Source organism: Microbacterium alkaliflavum (assembly GCF_044325405.1).
Classification (GTDB): Bacteria; Actinomycetota; Actinomycetes; order Actinomycetales; family Microbacteriaceae; genus Microbacterium; species Microbacterium alkaliflavum.
Genome location: NZ_JBIQWL010000002.1, coordinates 112,134 through 126,764, shown reverse-complemented (window position 1 = coordinate 126,764; position 14,631 = coordinate 112,134). Strand labels below are relative to the sequence as shown.

The window sequence follows — 14,631 nt, the reverse complement described above, 5'->3', positions numbered from 1 at the left end:
TCGCCGAGACACGGCGTCCTGATCCCCGGTCTCGGAGAGATCCCCTGCCTCGGCGGTGCCGGGGCGTCCGATAGACTGGGGCGGTTACCACAGCAACCTTTAACCCCGTCCTGTGAGGCGGAGAAGGGAGCGGCGGATGAGCACGCGCACCGTGTTGCACGAGGCCGACATCGCCCGGGCACTGACTCGGATCTCGCACGAGATCCTCGAGTCCAACAAGGGCCCCGAGAATCTGGTCATCCTCGGCATCCCCACTCGAGGAGTCACCCTCGCGAACCGCGTCGCTGCGCTCGTGTCGGAGTTCGGCGGGCAGCCGATCCCCGTCGGGTCGCTCGACGTCACGATGTACCGCGACGACCTGCATCGCAATCCGACCCGCGCGCCGCATCCGACGCAGATCCCGCCGGGCGGCATCGACGGCAAGACCGTCGTGCTCGTCGACGACGTGCTGTTCTCGGGGCGCAGCATCCGCGCCGCCCTCGACGCCCTGCAGGACATCGGCCGTCCCGCGGCCGTGCGCCTCGCGACGCTCGTCGACCGCGGGCACCGGGAGCTGCCGATCCGGCCCGACTTCGTGGGCAAGAACCTGCCGAGCGCGCGCGAGGAGCGGGTCAACGTCCGCCTCGCCGAGATCGACGGCTCGGAGGAGGTGACGATCGAGTCATGAGGCACCTCCTCGACACCCAGACCCTCGGCCGCGAGGACGCCCTCCGCATCCTCGACGTGGCCGAGGACATGGCCGATACGCAGCGACGCGAGGTCAAGAAGCTCCCGACGCTGCGCGGCAAGACCGTCGTCAACCTCTTCTTCGAGGACTCGACGCGCACCCGCATCTCGTTCGAGGCGGCCGCCAAGCGGCTGAGCGCCGACGTCATCAACTTCTCCGCGAAGGGCTCGAGCGTCTCGAAGGGCGAGTCGCTGCAGGACACCGCCCAGACGCTGCAGGCGATGGGAGCGGATGCCGTCGTCATCCGCCACGGCGCCTCCGGCGCCCCCCGCACGCTCGCGACGAGCAGCTGGATCACGGCCGGCGTCGTCAACGCGGGCGACGGCACGCACGAGCACCCCACGCAGGCCCTGCTCGACGCCTTCACGATCCGCAAGCGCACGTTCGGCGCCCACAGCCGCGGCCGCGATCTCGCGGGCCTGCGCGTCACGATCGTGGGCGACGTGCTGCACTCGCGCGTCGCACGCTCGAACGTGTGGCTGCTGCACACGCTCGGCGCCGACGTCACGCTCGTCGCTCCGCCCACCCTCGTGCCGCAGGATGTCTCGGCCTGGCCCGTGCGGGTTCTCTACGACCTCGACGAGGCGATCGCCGGCGGCTGCGACGCCCTCATGATGCTGCGCATCCAGCTGGAGCGCATGAACGCCGCGTATTTCCCCACTGAACGGGAGTATTCCCGGCGGTGGGGTCTCGACGCCACGCGGCTCGCGGCCCTCGGCACCGATAGCATGGTGATGCACCCGGGCCCCATGAACCGGGGCCTGGAGATCTCCGCCGACGCCGCCGACTCGCCCCGCTCCACTGTGCTCGAACAGGTGACGAACGGCGTGTCGGTGCGCATGGCGGTGCTGTACCTGCTGCTCGCGGGCGCCACGGACGAGAGGGAGAACGACAAGTGACCGAGGTTCTTCTCTTCCGGGGCGCTCGACTCGAAGGCGGCGAGGCCGCCGACCTGATCGTCGAAGACGGCCTGATCGCCGAGGTCGGCGCGGGGCTGTCGCGCGCCGGCGCGACCGAGATCGACGTCGACGGTCTCATCGCCCTGCCGGGTCTCGTCGACCTGCACACGCACCTGCGCGAGCCCGGATACGAGGCATCCGAGACGATCCTGACCGGCTCCCGCGCGGCCGCCGCGGGCGGCTACACGGCCGTCTTCGCGATGCCCAATACGTCACCGGTCGCCGACACGGCCGGAGTCGTCGAGCAGGAGCTGGCCCTCGGCGAGGCCGCCGGCTACGTCACGGTGCAGCCGATCGGCGCCGTCACCGTCGGGCAGAAGGGCGAGAGGCTCGCCGAGCTCGGCGCCATGGCCGACTCGCGCGCCCAGGTGCGCGTCTTCAGCGACGACGGCTTCTGCGTCTGGGACCCGCTCATCATGCGGCGAGCGCTCGAGTACGTGAAGGCGTTCGACGGCGTCATCGCGCAGCACGCGCAGGACCCGCGCCTCACGGAGGGCGCGCAGCTCAACGAAGGTCGCGTGTCGGCGGAGCTCGGGCTCGCGGGCTGGCCCGCGGTGGCCGAGGAGTCGATCATCGCGCGCGACGTGCTGCTCGCTGAGCACGTCGGCTCGCGCCTTCACGTCTGCCACCTGTCGACGGCGGGATCGGTCGAGATCATCCGCTGGGCCAAGCGCCGCGGCGTCAACGTCACGGCCGAGGTCACGCCGCACCACCTGCTCCTCACCGACGAGCTCGCGCGCGGCTACGACGCGCGGTTCAAGGTCAATCCGCCGCTGCGCCGCGAAGAGGATGTTCTCGCGGTGCGCGAGGGCCTCGCCGACGGCACGATCGACATCGTCGCGACCGATCACGCCCCGCACCCCGCCGAGGCGAAGGCGTGCGAGTGGCAGGCCGCCGCGAACGGCATGGTGGGCCTGGAGAGCGCGCTGCGCGTCGTGCAGCAGGCGATGGTCGACACGGGTCTCATCGTGTGGGCCGACGTCGCCCGCATCATGTCGCGCACACCCGCCCGCATCGGCCGGCTCGAAGGCCACGGCACTCCGCTCAGCGCGGGGCACGCGGCATCCGTCACCTTCTACGACCCGGAGCCCGTGCGTGCCTTCTCGACGGACGACCTCCGCGGCCGCAGCGTGAACTCGCCCTACCTCGGCCGGGAGCTGCCCGGCGAGGTGCGCTGGACGCTGCACCGCGGCATCCCGACCGTCGCCGACGGATCACTCCTGGACACGCCGGGGGTGCGCGGATGAGCCAGCAGGGCGCGCTCCTGACGATGATCAGCGTCGCCGTGGCGCTGCTGGTCACGCTCGTGTGGGCGTGGATCCGGCGAACGCGCCGCGACCAGGCGCTCCGCGCTCCGGTCGTCGACGCGCCCGCCGGAGCGAACGTCACGACGAGCTTCGACGGCTTCTACGTCGCGACCACGAAGCACGGCGAGCCGCTCGAGCGCCTCGCGATCCGCGGCCTCGGCTTCCGCTCGCGCGCCGAGGTCATCGTCACCGATCACGGCGTCGCGCTCGACCTCACGGGTCAGCCGCGCGTCTTCCTCCCCACCGCACGGATCGTCGGCGTCGCCCAGGCGACCGTCGCCATCGACCGTGCCGTCGAGCCCGACGGCCTCGTGCGCCTCGATTGGCGCACCGACGACGGCACCGTCGTCGACTCCTACTTCCGACCGCAGGATGCCTCGGCCCGTTCCCTCGCGGACGCCGTCGCCGCCATCCTCACCCCGACCCCGACAGGAAACGACGCATGACCTCCCTGTTCTCGGCCGACCCCGCCGTGCTCGTCCTCGAGGACGGCACCCGGCACGTGGGCCGCGCCTACGGCGCCCACGGCACGACCCTCGGCGAAGTCGTCTTCGCGACCGGCATGACCGGCTACCAGGAGACCCTCACCGACCCCTCCTACGCCGGCCAGATCGTCCTGCAGACGGCCCCGCACATCGGCAACACCGGCATGAACGGCGAAGATCCCGAGTCGCGCCGCATCTGGGTGTCGGGCTACATCGTCCGCGACCCCTCCCGCGTCGTCTCCAACTGGCGCGCCGACGAGTCGCTCGACGACGCCCTCGTGAACGACGGGGTCGTGGGCATCAGCGGCATCGACACGCGAGCCGTGACGCGCCACATCCGCTCGGCCGGCAGTATGCGCGGCGGCATCTTCTCCGGCGAGGCGGCGGGCATCGACGCCGAGGAGCAGCTGCGCCTCGTGCGCGAAGCGCCCGAGATGGCGGGGCAGAACCTCTCCGCGCAGGTGTCGGTCGCGGCCGCGGAGGTCACTCCGGCCAAGGGGGAGCGCATCGGCAACCTCGCCGTGCTCGACCTCGGCGTCAAGCAGGCGACCGTCGACAACCTCGCCGACCGGGGCTTCGACGTGCACGTGCTCCCGCAGGACGTCACGATCGACGACATCCGGGCGATCGAGCCCGTCGCGGTGTTCTACTCGAACGGCCCCGGCGACCCCGCGGCCTCCGGCGACCACGTCGAGCTCCTCCGCGGGGTCCTCGACGACGGGCTGCCGTTCTTCGGAATCTGCTTCGGAAACCAGCTGCTCGGCCGCGCCCTCGGCCTCGGCACCTACAAGCTCCCGTTCGGACACCGCGGCATCAACCAGCCGGTGCTCGACAAGCAGACCGGCCGCGTCGAGATCACGGCGCACAACCACGGCTTCGCGGTCGACGCACCGCTCGACGGCTCGTTCGAGAGCCCGAACGGCTACGGCAAGGTCGAGGTCTCGCATGTCGGGCTGAACGACCAGGTCGTCGAGGGCCTGCGCGCGCTCGACATCCCGGCCTTCTCGGTGCAGTACCACCCCGAGGCCGCCGCCGGCCCGCACGACGCCAACTACCTGTTCGACCGCTTCCGCGACCTGGTCGTCGCGACCCTGGAGACCAAGAAGAATGCCTAAGCGCGAAGACATCAAGAGCGTCCTCGTCATCGGGTCGGGCCCGATCGTCATCGGCCAGGCCTGCGAGTTCGACTACTCCGGCACCCAGGCGTGCCGCGTCCTGCGCGAAGAGGGGGTGCGCGTCATCCTCGTCAACTCCAACCCGGCGACGATCATGACCGACCCGGACTTCGCCGACGCGACCTACATCGAGCCGATCACGCCCGCCGTCATCGAGACGATCATCGCGAAGGAGAAGCCCGACGCGATCCTGCCGACGCTCGGCGGCCAGACGGCCCTCAACGCCGCGATGGCGCTCGACAAGGCGGGCATCCTCGCGAAGTACGACGTCGAGCTCATCGGCGCGAAGGTCGAGGCGATCGAGAAGGGCGAGGACCGCCAGATCTTCAAGCAGCTCGTCCTCGACGCGGGCGCCGATGTCGCGGCATCCGTCATCTGCCACTCGATGGACGACCTGCTCGCCGGTGCCGAGAAGCTCGGCTACCCGCTCGTCGTGCGCCCGTCGTTCACGATGGGCGGCCTGGGCTCGGGCTTCGCGTACGACGAGACGGACCTCCGCCGCATCGGCGGCGCGGGCCTGCACGACTCGCCGACCAATGAGGTGCTCCTCGAGGAGTCGATCCTCGGCTGGAAGGAGTACGAGCTCGAGCTCATGCGCGACACGGCCGACAACACGGTCGTCGTCTGCTCGATCGAGAACGTCGACCCCGTCGGCGTGCACACGGGCGACTCGATCACCGTCGCGCCGGCACTGACGCTGACCGACCGCGAGTACCAGAAGCTCCGCGACATCGGCATCGACATCATCCGCGCCGTGGGCGTCGACACGGGCGGCTGCAACATCCAGTTCGCCGTGAACCCCGACAACGGCCGCATCATCGTCATCGAGATGAACCCGCGCGTGTCGCGCTCCTCGGCGCTTGCGTCGAAGGCGACGGGCTTCCCAATCGCGAAGCTCGCCGCGAAGCTCGCGATCGGCTACCGCCTCGACGAGGTGCCCAACGACATCACGAAGGCGACCCCGGCGAGCTTCGAGCCGACCCTCGACTACGTCGTGGTCAAGGTGCCCCGCTTCAACTTCGAGAAGTTCCCGGCCGCCGACGTCACGCTCACCACGACCATGAAGTCGGTCGGCGAGGCCATGGCGATCGGCCGCAACTACGCGACCGCGCTGCAGAAGGCGCTGCGCTCGCTCGAGAAGCGCGGTTCGAGCTTCCACTGGGGCGACGAGCCGCGCTCGGTCTCGGAGCTCCTCGAGGTCGCGAAGATCCCGACGGACGGCCGCATCGTCGTCGTGCAGCAGGCCCTGCGCAAGGGCGCCACGGTCGAGCAGGTCTTCGAGGCCACCGCCATCGACCCCTGGTTCATCGACCAGATCGTGCTCATCAACGAGGTCGCGTCGTTCGTGAAGAACGCGGGGGAGCTGGATGCCGCGACCCTGCGCATCGCGAAGGAGCACGGCTTCAGCGACGCCCAGATCGCGCAGCTGCGCGGCGACAGCGAGGCCGAGGTGCGCGGCGTCCGCCACGGGCTCGGCGTCCGCCCCGTCTTCAAGACCGTCGACACATGCGCAGGGGAGTTCCCCGCCCTCACGCCGTACCACTACTCGAGCTACGACTTCGAGACCGAGGTGACGCCCTCCGACCGCACGAAGGTCGTCATCATCGGCTCGGGGCCCAACCGCATCGGCCAGGGCGTCGAGTTCGACTACTCGTGCGTGCACGCGTCGTTCGCCCTCGCGGCGGCGGGCTACGAGACCGTCATGGTCAACTGCAACCCGGAGACGGTCTCGACCGACTACGACACGAGCGACCGCCTCTACTTCGAGCCGCTGACGCTCGAGGACGTCCTGGAGGTGCTGCACGCGGAGGCGCAGTCGGGAGAGATTCTCGGCGTCATCTGCCAGCTCGGCGGACAGACGCCGCTCGGCCTCGCGAAGGGCATCGAAGAGGCGGGCTACCGCATCCTCGGCACGAGCCCCGCGGCGATCGACCTCGCCGAGGAGCGCGAGCTGTTCTCGCGCCTGCTCGACCGGGCCGGCCTCGTGGCGCCGCGCAACGGCACCGCGATCGACGAGGCCGGCGCGATCGCCGTCGCCGAGGAGATCGGCTACCCCGTGCTCGTGCGCCCGTCGTTCGTGCTGGGCGGCCGAGGCATGGAGATCGTCTACTCGACCGAGGCGCTGAGCGACTACTTCGTGCGCATCGCCGATCAGGCCATCATCGGCCCCGGCCTGCCCCTCCTGGTCGACCGCTTCCTCGACGACGCCGTGGAGATCGACGTCGACGCGCTCTACGACGGCCAGGAGCTCTACATCGGCGGCGTCATGGAGCACCTCGAGGAGGCCGGCATCCACTCGGGCGACTCCAGCTGCACCCTCCCGCCGATCTCGCTCGGCCGCACCGAGATCGACCGGGTCCGCGAGGCGACGCACGCGATCGCGGAGGGCGTCGGCGTGCGGGGCCTGCTCAACGTGCAGTTCGCCGTCAGCGCCGGCGTGCTCTACGTCATCGAGGCCAACCCGCGCGCATCGCGCACCGTGCCGTTCGTCTCCAAGGCGCTCGGCATCCCGCTCGCGAAGGCCGCGTCGCGCATCATGGCGGGCGCCACGATCGCCGAGCTCAAGGCGGAGGGCGTCCTGCCCGAGGTCGACGGCTCCCGCGTGCCGCTCGACGCGCCGGTCGCAGTGAAGGAGGCCGTGCTGCCGTTCAAGCGGTTCCGCACGAAGGAGGGCCTGATGGTCGACTCCGTCCTCGGACCCGAGATGCGCTCGACCGGCGAGGTCATGGGCATCGACCGCGACTTCCCGACGGCGTTCGCGAAGAGCCAGGAGGCCGCGTACGGAGGCATGCCGCTGGAGGGCACCGTGTTCATCTCGGTCGCCGACAGCGACAAGCGCGCCGTCATCCTCCCCGCGCACCGCCTGCAGGAGCTCGGCTTCGACCTCGTCGCGACGGAGGGCACGGCCGAGATCCTCGCTCGCAACGGCATCGACGTCGAGGTCGTGAGCAAGTACTCCGAGACCCAGACGAGCGGCGAGACGAACATCGTCGACCTCATCAACTCCGGTCAGATCGACATGATCGTCAACACGCCCAGCGGCGGCACGGCCCGCGCCGACGGCTACGAGATCCGCGCGGCGGCCGTCGCGGCCGACAAGGCCCTGTTCACGACGATGGCCGTGCTCGGCGCCGCCGTCTCCGCGCTTCCCGTCCTCCGCGAGGGCTTCGACGTGAAGAGCCTGCAGGAGTACGCGATCGACCGAGCGGAGCGCGCGTGACGACCTTCGGGGAGCGGCTCACCAGCGCTTTCCAGCAGCACGGACGCCTGTGCGTCGGGATCGACCCGCACGCACACCTGCTCCAGGAGTGGGGGATGGATGCCTCCGGCCACGGCCTGCGCGAGTTCGGCCTCCGGGTCGTCGAGGCGGCCGCGGGGCGCGTCGGGATCGTCAAGCCCCAGGTCGCGTTCTTCGAGCGCTTCGGATCGGCGGGTTTCGCCGCCCTCGAGGACGTCCTGTCCGCGGCGCGCGTGGCGGGGCTCCTCGTGATCGCCGACGCCAAGCGCGGCGACATCGGCTCGACGATGGACGGCTACGCCTCCGCATGGCTCGAGCCGGGATCGCCCCTCGAAGCCGACGCGCTGACCGTGAACCCGTACCTCGGCCCGGAGTCGCTGCGCGGGGCGCTGACCTCAGCGGTCAAGGCCGGCAAGGGCGTGTTCGTCCTCGCCGCGACGAGCAACCCCGAGGCGGCGGCCCTCCAGACGGCGCAGACGACGGATGTCGCCGCCGGCGACGGCGAGACGGTCGCGGCCCGCGTGGCACGCGACATCGCGTGGGTCAACGGCTCCGCGGCCTTCGCGGGCGGTCTCGGTCCCGTCGGGCTCGTCGTCGGCGCGACCGTCGACCGCCAAGAGTTCGGCCTGACCGACGAGGTGCTGGCGGGCGCGCCCATCCTCGCACCCGGATTCGGCGCGCAGGGCGCAGAGCCGGCCGACCTCACCGCGCTCTTCGGGACCGTGGCGGCGAACGTCATCGCCTCCGAGAGCCGCAGCATCCTCTCCGCCGGACCCGATGGGCTCGTCGCGCGCATCGAAGAGCGTTCGGCCCTGTACCGTGGGGAATCCCATGGCTGACGCGCAGCACCCACCCGAAGTCGACCGTGTCGCGGCATCCCGTCGCGCCGTCGCCGCGCGACGTGCTCGCGCGTCGCTCAAGAAGGACGTCGCGATGCGCGTCCTCACTCCGCAGGAGCTGCTGCGTCGCGCCTTCGCCGAGCCGGCATCGCCGGCCGGCACGATGCGCGTGACGGAGTTCCTCACGAGCATCCCCGCCATCGGCGAGGGCAAGCGCGACCGCATCCTGGAGCGCCTCGGCATCTCTCCGGTCAAGCGCCTCGGCGGCCTCGGCGCTCGCCAGCGGCGCGCGATCGAGGCGTTCCTCGACGAGCGCTGGCCGGAGCTGCAGCCCCGCGACGGCCGCAGCCGGCTCGTCGTGCTCGCGGGCCCCACGGCGGTCGGCAAGGGCACCGTCGCGGCGGCCATCGCCCGGCAGCATCCCGAGATCCACCTCTCGGTGTCGGCGACGACGCGGGCACCTCGCCCCGGCGAGGTCGACGGCGAGCACTACTACTTCGTCGACGACGCGGAGTTCGACCGCCTCGTCGACGACGGGGAGCTGCTCGAGCACGCGACGGTGCACAACCGCTTCCGCTACGGCACGCCCCGCGAACCCATCGAGCGGGCGCTCGGCGAGGGCAAGACGGTGCTCCTCGAGATCGACCTGCAGGGCGCGCGTCAGGTGCGCGAGGCCGACCCCTCGGCGACCCTCGTCTTCCTCCTGCCGCCCAGCTGGGACGAGCTCGTGCAGCGGCTCGTGGGCCGCGGCACGGAGGGCGCCGAGGAGCGCGCGCGGCGCCTGCGCACCGCGAAGGTCGAGCTGGCCGCACAGCACGAGTTCGACTACCGCGTCGTGAACGACGAGGTCGGCCACGCCGCCGAAGAGGTCGTCTCCCTCACGCGGTAGCATCCGGCTCGGCGCTTCGGGGTTCGAGTCGGCGTCCGGCGCGCGAGTCGAGCCTCGGGGTTCGAGTCGGCGTCTGGGGCGCGAGTCGAGCCTCGGGGCGCGAGTCGGCGTCTGGGGCGCGAGTCGGGCCTTGGGGCGCGAGTCGTGGTGTCCCGGGCCTCGAGCCGAACCCCGAGTCTCGACTCGGCCCCGGAGCCCCGACTCGGGGGAGCGCCGGCGTCTCCTGCACAGGGACCGCGGATGCGCGTGCCACCACAGATCCACGCACGCGACCGGTGCGACGAGCGACGCCTGCGACGGTGAGGCGGTGAGTAGCGAACAGGCCAAGCGCCTCATCTTCACCGACCGACACCATCGCGGGGCGAGCGGTCGACGCGTCGTCGCCATCAGACGTGGGGTAGGGGCGGATGCCGCGTGGTGGCGCGGGATGAAGCCCTGGGACCGATACCGGCTCCGCGTCGAAGCTGCCGCTCACGCGCTGCGCGATCCGGTGTTCGCGCTGGAGTCGGCCGCCGTCGTTCATCGGCTGCCGACGTTCGGCGAGCCCGTCGATCTGCACGTGCTGGCCGCCGAGGGGAGTCGTGGCTACCGCAGGGGTGGCATCGTGCGACACATGCGCCGGCCCGGGGTCGCCATCGTGCGGGTCGAGGGTGTCCTCGCGACGTCGCTCGAGGACACCGTGCTCGATCTCATCCGCGTGCTGCCCCTCGTCTTCGCCGTCGCTGTCCTGGAGGCCGCGCTCTGGCGTGGAGTGACGGTCGATGGACTGCGCGGGATGCTCGACGCGCACAGCGACCGCCGCGGGCGGCGGCGTGCGCAGGCCGCGCTCGACCACGCGGACGGACGCTCGGAATCCGTGCTGGAGAGCATGAGCCGCGTCGTCATCGAGCTCCTCGGCTATCCGGCGCCAGAACTGCAGGTGGAGTTCGCGACGGCATCCGGTCAAGCGCGCGCGGACTTCTTCTGGCGCGCCGAGGGCGTCGTCGGGGAGGCGGACGGCAAGTCCAAGTACTTCGGCGAAGCGGCGGGCACGGATGAGGTCGTGCATGCCGAACGCCGTCGGGAGATCGCCCTGCGCCGAGTCGTGCGCGACATCGCGCGATGGGAATGGGCCGATGTCGTCGACCCGGCACGTCTCGACGCCATCCTTGCGGCCGTGGGCCTGGAGCGTGTCCGCCCGATGGATCCGCACCTCGCGGAGGCGGTGACGAATCCGCGGAGCGACGCCCAGTCGAGCCGTCGTCTTCGAGTCGAGCACTCGTGATCGAGTCGAGCCGCCCGGAGGTGCGACCCGCCCCCCGCGTCTCGACTCGCGCCCGCACGATCGACTCGCGCCCGCACGATCGACTCGGGCGATCGCGGGCCATTGTAGAATGATCGGATGCGCGTTTACGCGCGAACGACTTCAACCCCGTCCCGAACCAGGAGGTTCCCCATGGCCGGAACGAACCAGGGCATCATCGAGCCCCCCATCGACGATCTGCTCGGCAAGGTCGACTCCAAGTACCAGCTCGTGATCTACGCATCGAAGCGCGCGCGTCAGATCAACGACTACTACTCCGACCTCCACGAGGGAAACCTGTTCGACAACGTCGGCCCGCTCGTCGACTCGACCGTCGAGGACAAGCCCCTCACGATCGCGCTCCACGAGATCCACGAGGACAAGCTCCGCCTCCGCAACGTCGAGTAATCCGGCGCCTCACCCCCCGTGGCGCCCATCGCCGCGGTGTCGGCGGTGGGCAGCAGACTGGTGCAATCCCTCGCCCGCAACGATCCTGGAGCACGATGACCGAGCTGCGCCTGTTCACCTCCGAATCCGTCACGGAGGGGCACCCCGACAAGATCTGCGACCAGATCTCCGACAGCATCCTCGACGCCATCCTGCGTGACGACCCCCAGGGTCGCGTCGCGGTGGAGACCCTCGTCACGACGGGCCTCGTGCACGTCGCGGGCGAGGTGTCCACGAGCGCCTACGTCGAGATCCCCGCGATCGTGCGCGACGTCGTCAACCGCATCGGCTACACGTCGAGCGAGACGGGCTTCGACGGCGATTCGTGCGGCGTGAGCGTGTCGATCGGCGCGCAGTCGTCCGACATCGCCGCGGGCGTCAACAAGGCGTTCGAGCGCCGTGAGGCGGGCTCGGAAGACCCGCACGATCTCCAGGGCGCCGGCGACCAGGGCATCATGTTCGGCTACGCCACGAAGGAGACGCCGCAGCTCATGCCGATGGCGATCTGGACCGCGCACCGCATCGCCGAGCGGCTCACCGACGTGCGGCGCTCCGGCGCGCTGCCCTTCCTGCGGCCCGACGGCAAGACGCAGGTCACGCTGGGCTACGACGGCCAGACGCCCAAGACGATCGAATCGGTCGTGCTGTCCACGCAGCACAACCCCGAGATCTCGCAGGCCGAGCTCCGTGAGCGCGTGCGGGCCGAGGTCATCGAGCCCGTCCTCGCGCAGACGGGCCTCGACTTCCCGTCGGTCAACTACTACATCAACCCTGCGGGCCCGTTCGTGACGGGCGGCCCCAAGGGCGATGCCGGCCTCACCGGCCGCAAGATCATCATCGACACGTACGGCGGCGCGGCGCGCCACGGCGGCGGCGCGTTCAGCGGCAAAGACCCGTCGAAGGTCGACCGCTCGGCGGCGTACGCGATGCGCTGGGTCGCGAAGAACGCCGTCGCGGCGGGCCTCGCCGATCGCCTCGAGGTGCAGGTCGCGTATGCGATCGGCAAGGCGAAGCCCGTCGGCCTGTACGTCGAGTCGTTCGGCACCGGCCACGTCGCCGACGACGTCATCACGGCGGCCGTCCGCGACGTGTTCGACCTTCGGCCGAAGGCCATCATCGACCAGCTCGACCTGCTTCGTCCGATCTACGCGCAGACGGCGGCCTACGGCCACTTCGGCCGCGAGCTGCCCGACTTCACGTGGGAGCGCACCGACCGCGTCGACGAGCTGCGCGCGGCCGCCGGGCTCTGACATGGCGTCGCGTCCACACGCGGCCATGACACGCGCGGGGCGCTGACGTGACCGCGCGGCCCGTCGCGCGGGTCCTCCTGGACTCGCCGCTGCCGCAGCTCGACCGGCTCTTCGACTACGCCATCCCTTCCGAATGGGAACGGGATGCCGCGCCCGGCGTGCGCGTCCGTGTGCCGCTGCGCACCGCCGGACGGGTCGTCGACGGCTACCTCGTCGAACGTGTCGAGGAGGAGCCGGGTGATCGGCCGCTGTCCGAGCTCGATGCGGTCGTCTCGTCCGTGCCCGTCCTGACGCCCTCGCTCTACGCTCTCGCACGCCGCGCCGCCGACCGCGCCGCGGGCTCGGCATCCGACATCCTGCGCCTGGTCATCCCCAAGCGCATGGTGCGTGCCGAGAAGGCGTGGAGCGCGGCCCCGACTCCCGAGGCGCCTGTCGTCGAGCCCTCCTCGACGGCCTGGGCCGACCGAGTGCTCGCGGCCTTCCCCGGCCTGGCCGCGGGCATCGACGAGGGCGCACGCCTCGCGGTCGAAGCTCCCGCGCGTCCCGCCGGGGTGGCCGACGGGTCGGTGACGGTCGGCGCGTGGGCCGAGCTGCTGGCCGCCGCCGCCGTGCACACCCTGGCCCAGGGTCGCAGCGCCGTCCTCATCGTGCCCGACCACCGCGACCAGGCCCAGCTCGAGGCCGCGCTGGCCGCGCGCGTGCCCGAGGCCGCGGTCGTGCGCCTCGACGCACGGCAGCCGTCGCCCGCCCGCTACGCCGGGTTCCTCCGCGCCCTCGATCCCGTGCCGTGCATCGTCGTCGGAAGCCGCTCGGCCGTGTACGCGCCCGTTCACGCGCCGGGCCTGGTCGCCGTGTGGGATGACGGCGATCCGCTGCTGTCCGAGCCGCTGACGCCGGGCGTGCACGCGCGCGACGCCGCCTTGGTCCGCCAGGAGCTCGACGGCTGCGCGCTGCTGTTCGCCGGCCACACCCGCACGACCGACGTCGAGCGCCTCGTCGCGGTCGGCTGGGTGCGCGACGTCGCGCCGGCGCGCCGTTCGAGCCCCCGCGTCGTCCTCAGCGCGACGCGTGAGGGCGAGTCGCGCGGTGCCCGCGTGCCGTCGGCGGCCTTCGCCGCGGCCCGTGAGGCGCTCGCGTCGGGCCCCGTGCTCGTGCAGGTCGCACGGCCCGGCTACGCGCCCGTGCTCGTGTGCGCGGAGTGCCGTCGACCCGCGCGATGCGCGCACTGCGCCGGGCCGCTGCACGCGGCGCGCCCCGGGGCGGTGCCCGAGTGCGGCTGGTGCGGCCGCGCCGCCAACGGATGGGCGTGCCCGCACTGCGAATCACCGCGCGTGCGCATGGCGTCGTCAGGCAGCGAGCGCACGGCCGACGAGCTCGGCCGCGCATTCCCGGGCGTGCGCGTCATCATCGCCGACGGCGAGCATCAGGTGCTGCGAGTCGACGCCCGCCCTGCGCTCGTCGTCGCGACGCGCGGCGCGGAGCCGATCGCGGAGGGCGGCTACCGTGCCGTCATCCTGCTCGACGGGGAACGGATGCTGCTCGCCGACGATCTGCGCATCGGCGAGTCCTGCCTCCGCTGGTGGATGAACGCCGCCGCACTGGCGGCCCCCGGCTCGCCCGTGCACCTCGTCGGGGTCGCCGGCCCGGTCGCCCGGGCCCTCGCGACGTGGACGCCTGCGGCCTACGCACGCGCCGAGCTCGCCGACCGTGCGCCGCTGCGGATGCCGCCCGCCGTGCGCGTCGCCGCGCTCGACGGGCCCGCCGACGCCGTGCGCAGATCGATCGAGACGCTCCGGGACGATGTGCCCGAGGTCGACGCCGACGACATCCTCGGCCCCGTGACCGGCACCGACCGCCCCGCGCGCGCCCTCGTGCGCTTCGACTACGGCCAGGGCACGCGGGTCGCCGACAGCCTGCGCTCGTCGGTCGTGTCCGACGCCCTGCGTGCACGCAAGGCGGCGAAGGGGAGGGCACCGGGAGCCCGCAATACACTCAGAGTGCGGGTCGACGTGCCCGATCTCGACCTGTGAGGA

The 14,631-nt window shown here is 71.6% G+C and carries 12 protein-coding genes; all 12 read left to right on the top strand.

Annotation, left to right across the window (positions count from 1 at the left end; translation table 11 throughout):
• The first annotated feature begins 136 nt into the window (after positions 1–136).
• The 12 genes from pyrR to ACH3VR_RS05525 all read left to right on the top strand — a co-directional run bounded on the left by pyrR (position 137) and on the right by ACH3VR_RS05525 (position 14,628).
• Positions 137–667: a bifunctional pyr operon transcriptional regulator/uracil phosphoribosyltransferase PyrR gene (gene pyrR, locus ACH3VR_RS05580; protein WP_396639779.1), complete on the top strand. Its 531-nt coding sequence runs from the start codon at positions 137–139 to the stop codon at positions 665–667.
• Positions 664–1,626, top strand: coding sequence for an aspartate carbamoyltransferase catalytic subunit (locus ACH3VR_RS05575; RefSeq protein ID WP_396639778.1), 963 nt, complete (start codon positions 664–666; stop codon positions 1,624–1,626). The genes pyrR and ACH3VR_RS05575 overlap by 4 nt, the downstream gene beginning before the upstream one ends.
• Complete coding sequence (locus ACH3VR_RS05570) at positions 1,623–2,933, top strand: dihydroorotase (RefSeq protein ID WP_396639777.1); 1,311 nt, start codon at positions 1,623–1,625, stop codon at positions 2,931–2,933. Before ACH3VR_RS05575 ends, ACH3VR_RS05570 begins: the two co-directional genes overlap by 4 nt.
• Positions 2,930–3,439 carry a PH-like domain-containing protein gene (locus ACH3VR_RS05565; protein WP_396639776.1) on the top strand — a complete coding sequence of 170 codons (510 nt, stop codon included), beginning with the start codon at positions 2,930–2,932 and terminating at the stop codon, positions 3,437–3,439. The genes ACH3VR_RS05570 and ACH3VR_RS05565 overlap by 4 nt, the downstream gene beginning before the upstream one ends.
• Positions 3,436–4,593 (top strand): glutamine-hydrolyzing carbamoyl-phosphate synthase small subunit, encoded by a 1,158-nt coding sequence (gene carA, locus ACH3VR_RS05560; protein ID WP_396639775.1) that lies wholly within the window; start codon positions 3,436–3,438, stop codon positions 4,591–4,593. Before ACH3VR_RS05565 ends, carA begins: the two co-directional genes overlap by 4 nt.
• Complete coding sequence (gene carB / locus ACH3VR_RS05555) at positions 4,586–7,873, top strand: carbamoyl-phosphate synthase large subunit (protein WP_396639774.1); 3,288 nt, start codon at positions 4,586–4,588, stop codon at positions 7,871–7,873. The genes carA and carB overlap by 8 nt, the downstream gene beginning before the upstream one ends.
• The gene (pyrF, locus tag ACH3VR_RS05550; RefSeq protein WP_396639773.1) at positions 7,870–8,730 is read left to right on the top strand and encodes an orotidine-5'-phosphate decarboxylase; all 861 of its coding nucleotides are present in this window, start codon (positions 7,870–7,872) and stop codon (positions 8,728–8,730) included. Before carB ends, pyrF begins: the two co-directional genes overlap by 4 nt.
• On the top strand, positions 8,723–9,619 hold the full coding sequence (gene gmk / locus ACH3VR_RS05545) for a guanylate kinase (RefSeq protein ID WP_396639772.1): 897 nt from the start codon (positions 8,723–8,725) through the stop codon (positions 9,617–9,619). The genes pyrF and gmk overlap by 8 nt, the downstream gene beginning before the upstream one ends.
• Positions 9,620–9,926: 307 nt before the next feature.
• Positions 9,927–10,883, top strand: coding sequence for a hypothetical protein (locus ACH3VR_RS05540; RefSeq protein ID WP_396639771.1), 957 nt, complete (start codon positions 9,927–9,929; stop codon positions 10,881–10,883).
• A gap of 171 nt (positions 10,884–11,054) precedes the next feature.
• Positions 11,055–11,309 carry a DNA-directed RNA polymerase subunit omega gene (gene rpoZ, locus ACH3VR_RS05535; RefSeq protein ID WP_396639770.1) on the top strand — a complete coding sequence of 85 codons (255 nt, stop codon included), beginning with the start codon at positions 11,055–11,057 and terminating at the stop codon, positions 11,307–11,309.
• 95 nt (positions 11,310–11,404) lie between these two features.
• On the top strand, positions 11,405–12,598 hold the full coding sequence (gene metK / locus ACH3VR_RS05530; RefSeq protein ID WP_396639769.1) for a methionine adenosyltransferase: 1,194 nt from the start codon (positions 11,405–11,407) through the stop codon (positions 12,596–12,598).
• A gap of 47 nt (positions 12,599–12,645) precedes the next feature.
• Positions 12,646–14,628: a primosomal protein N' family DNA-binding protein gene (locus ACH3VR_RS05525; RefSeq protein WP_396639768.1), complete on the top strand. Its 1,983-nt coding sequence runs from the start codon at positions 12,646–12,648 to the stop codon at positions 14,626–14,628.
• Positions 14,629–14,631: the final 3 nt, after the last annotated feature.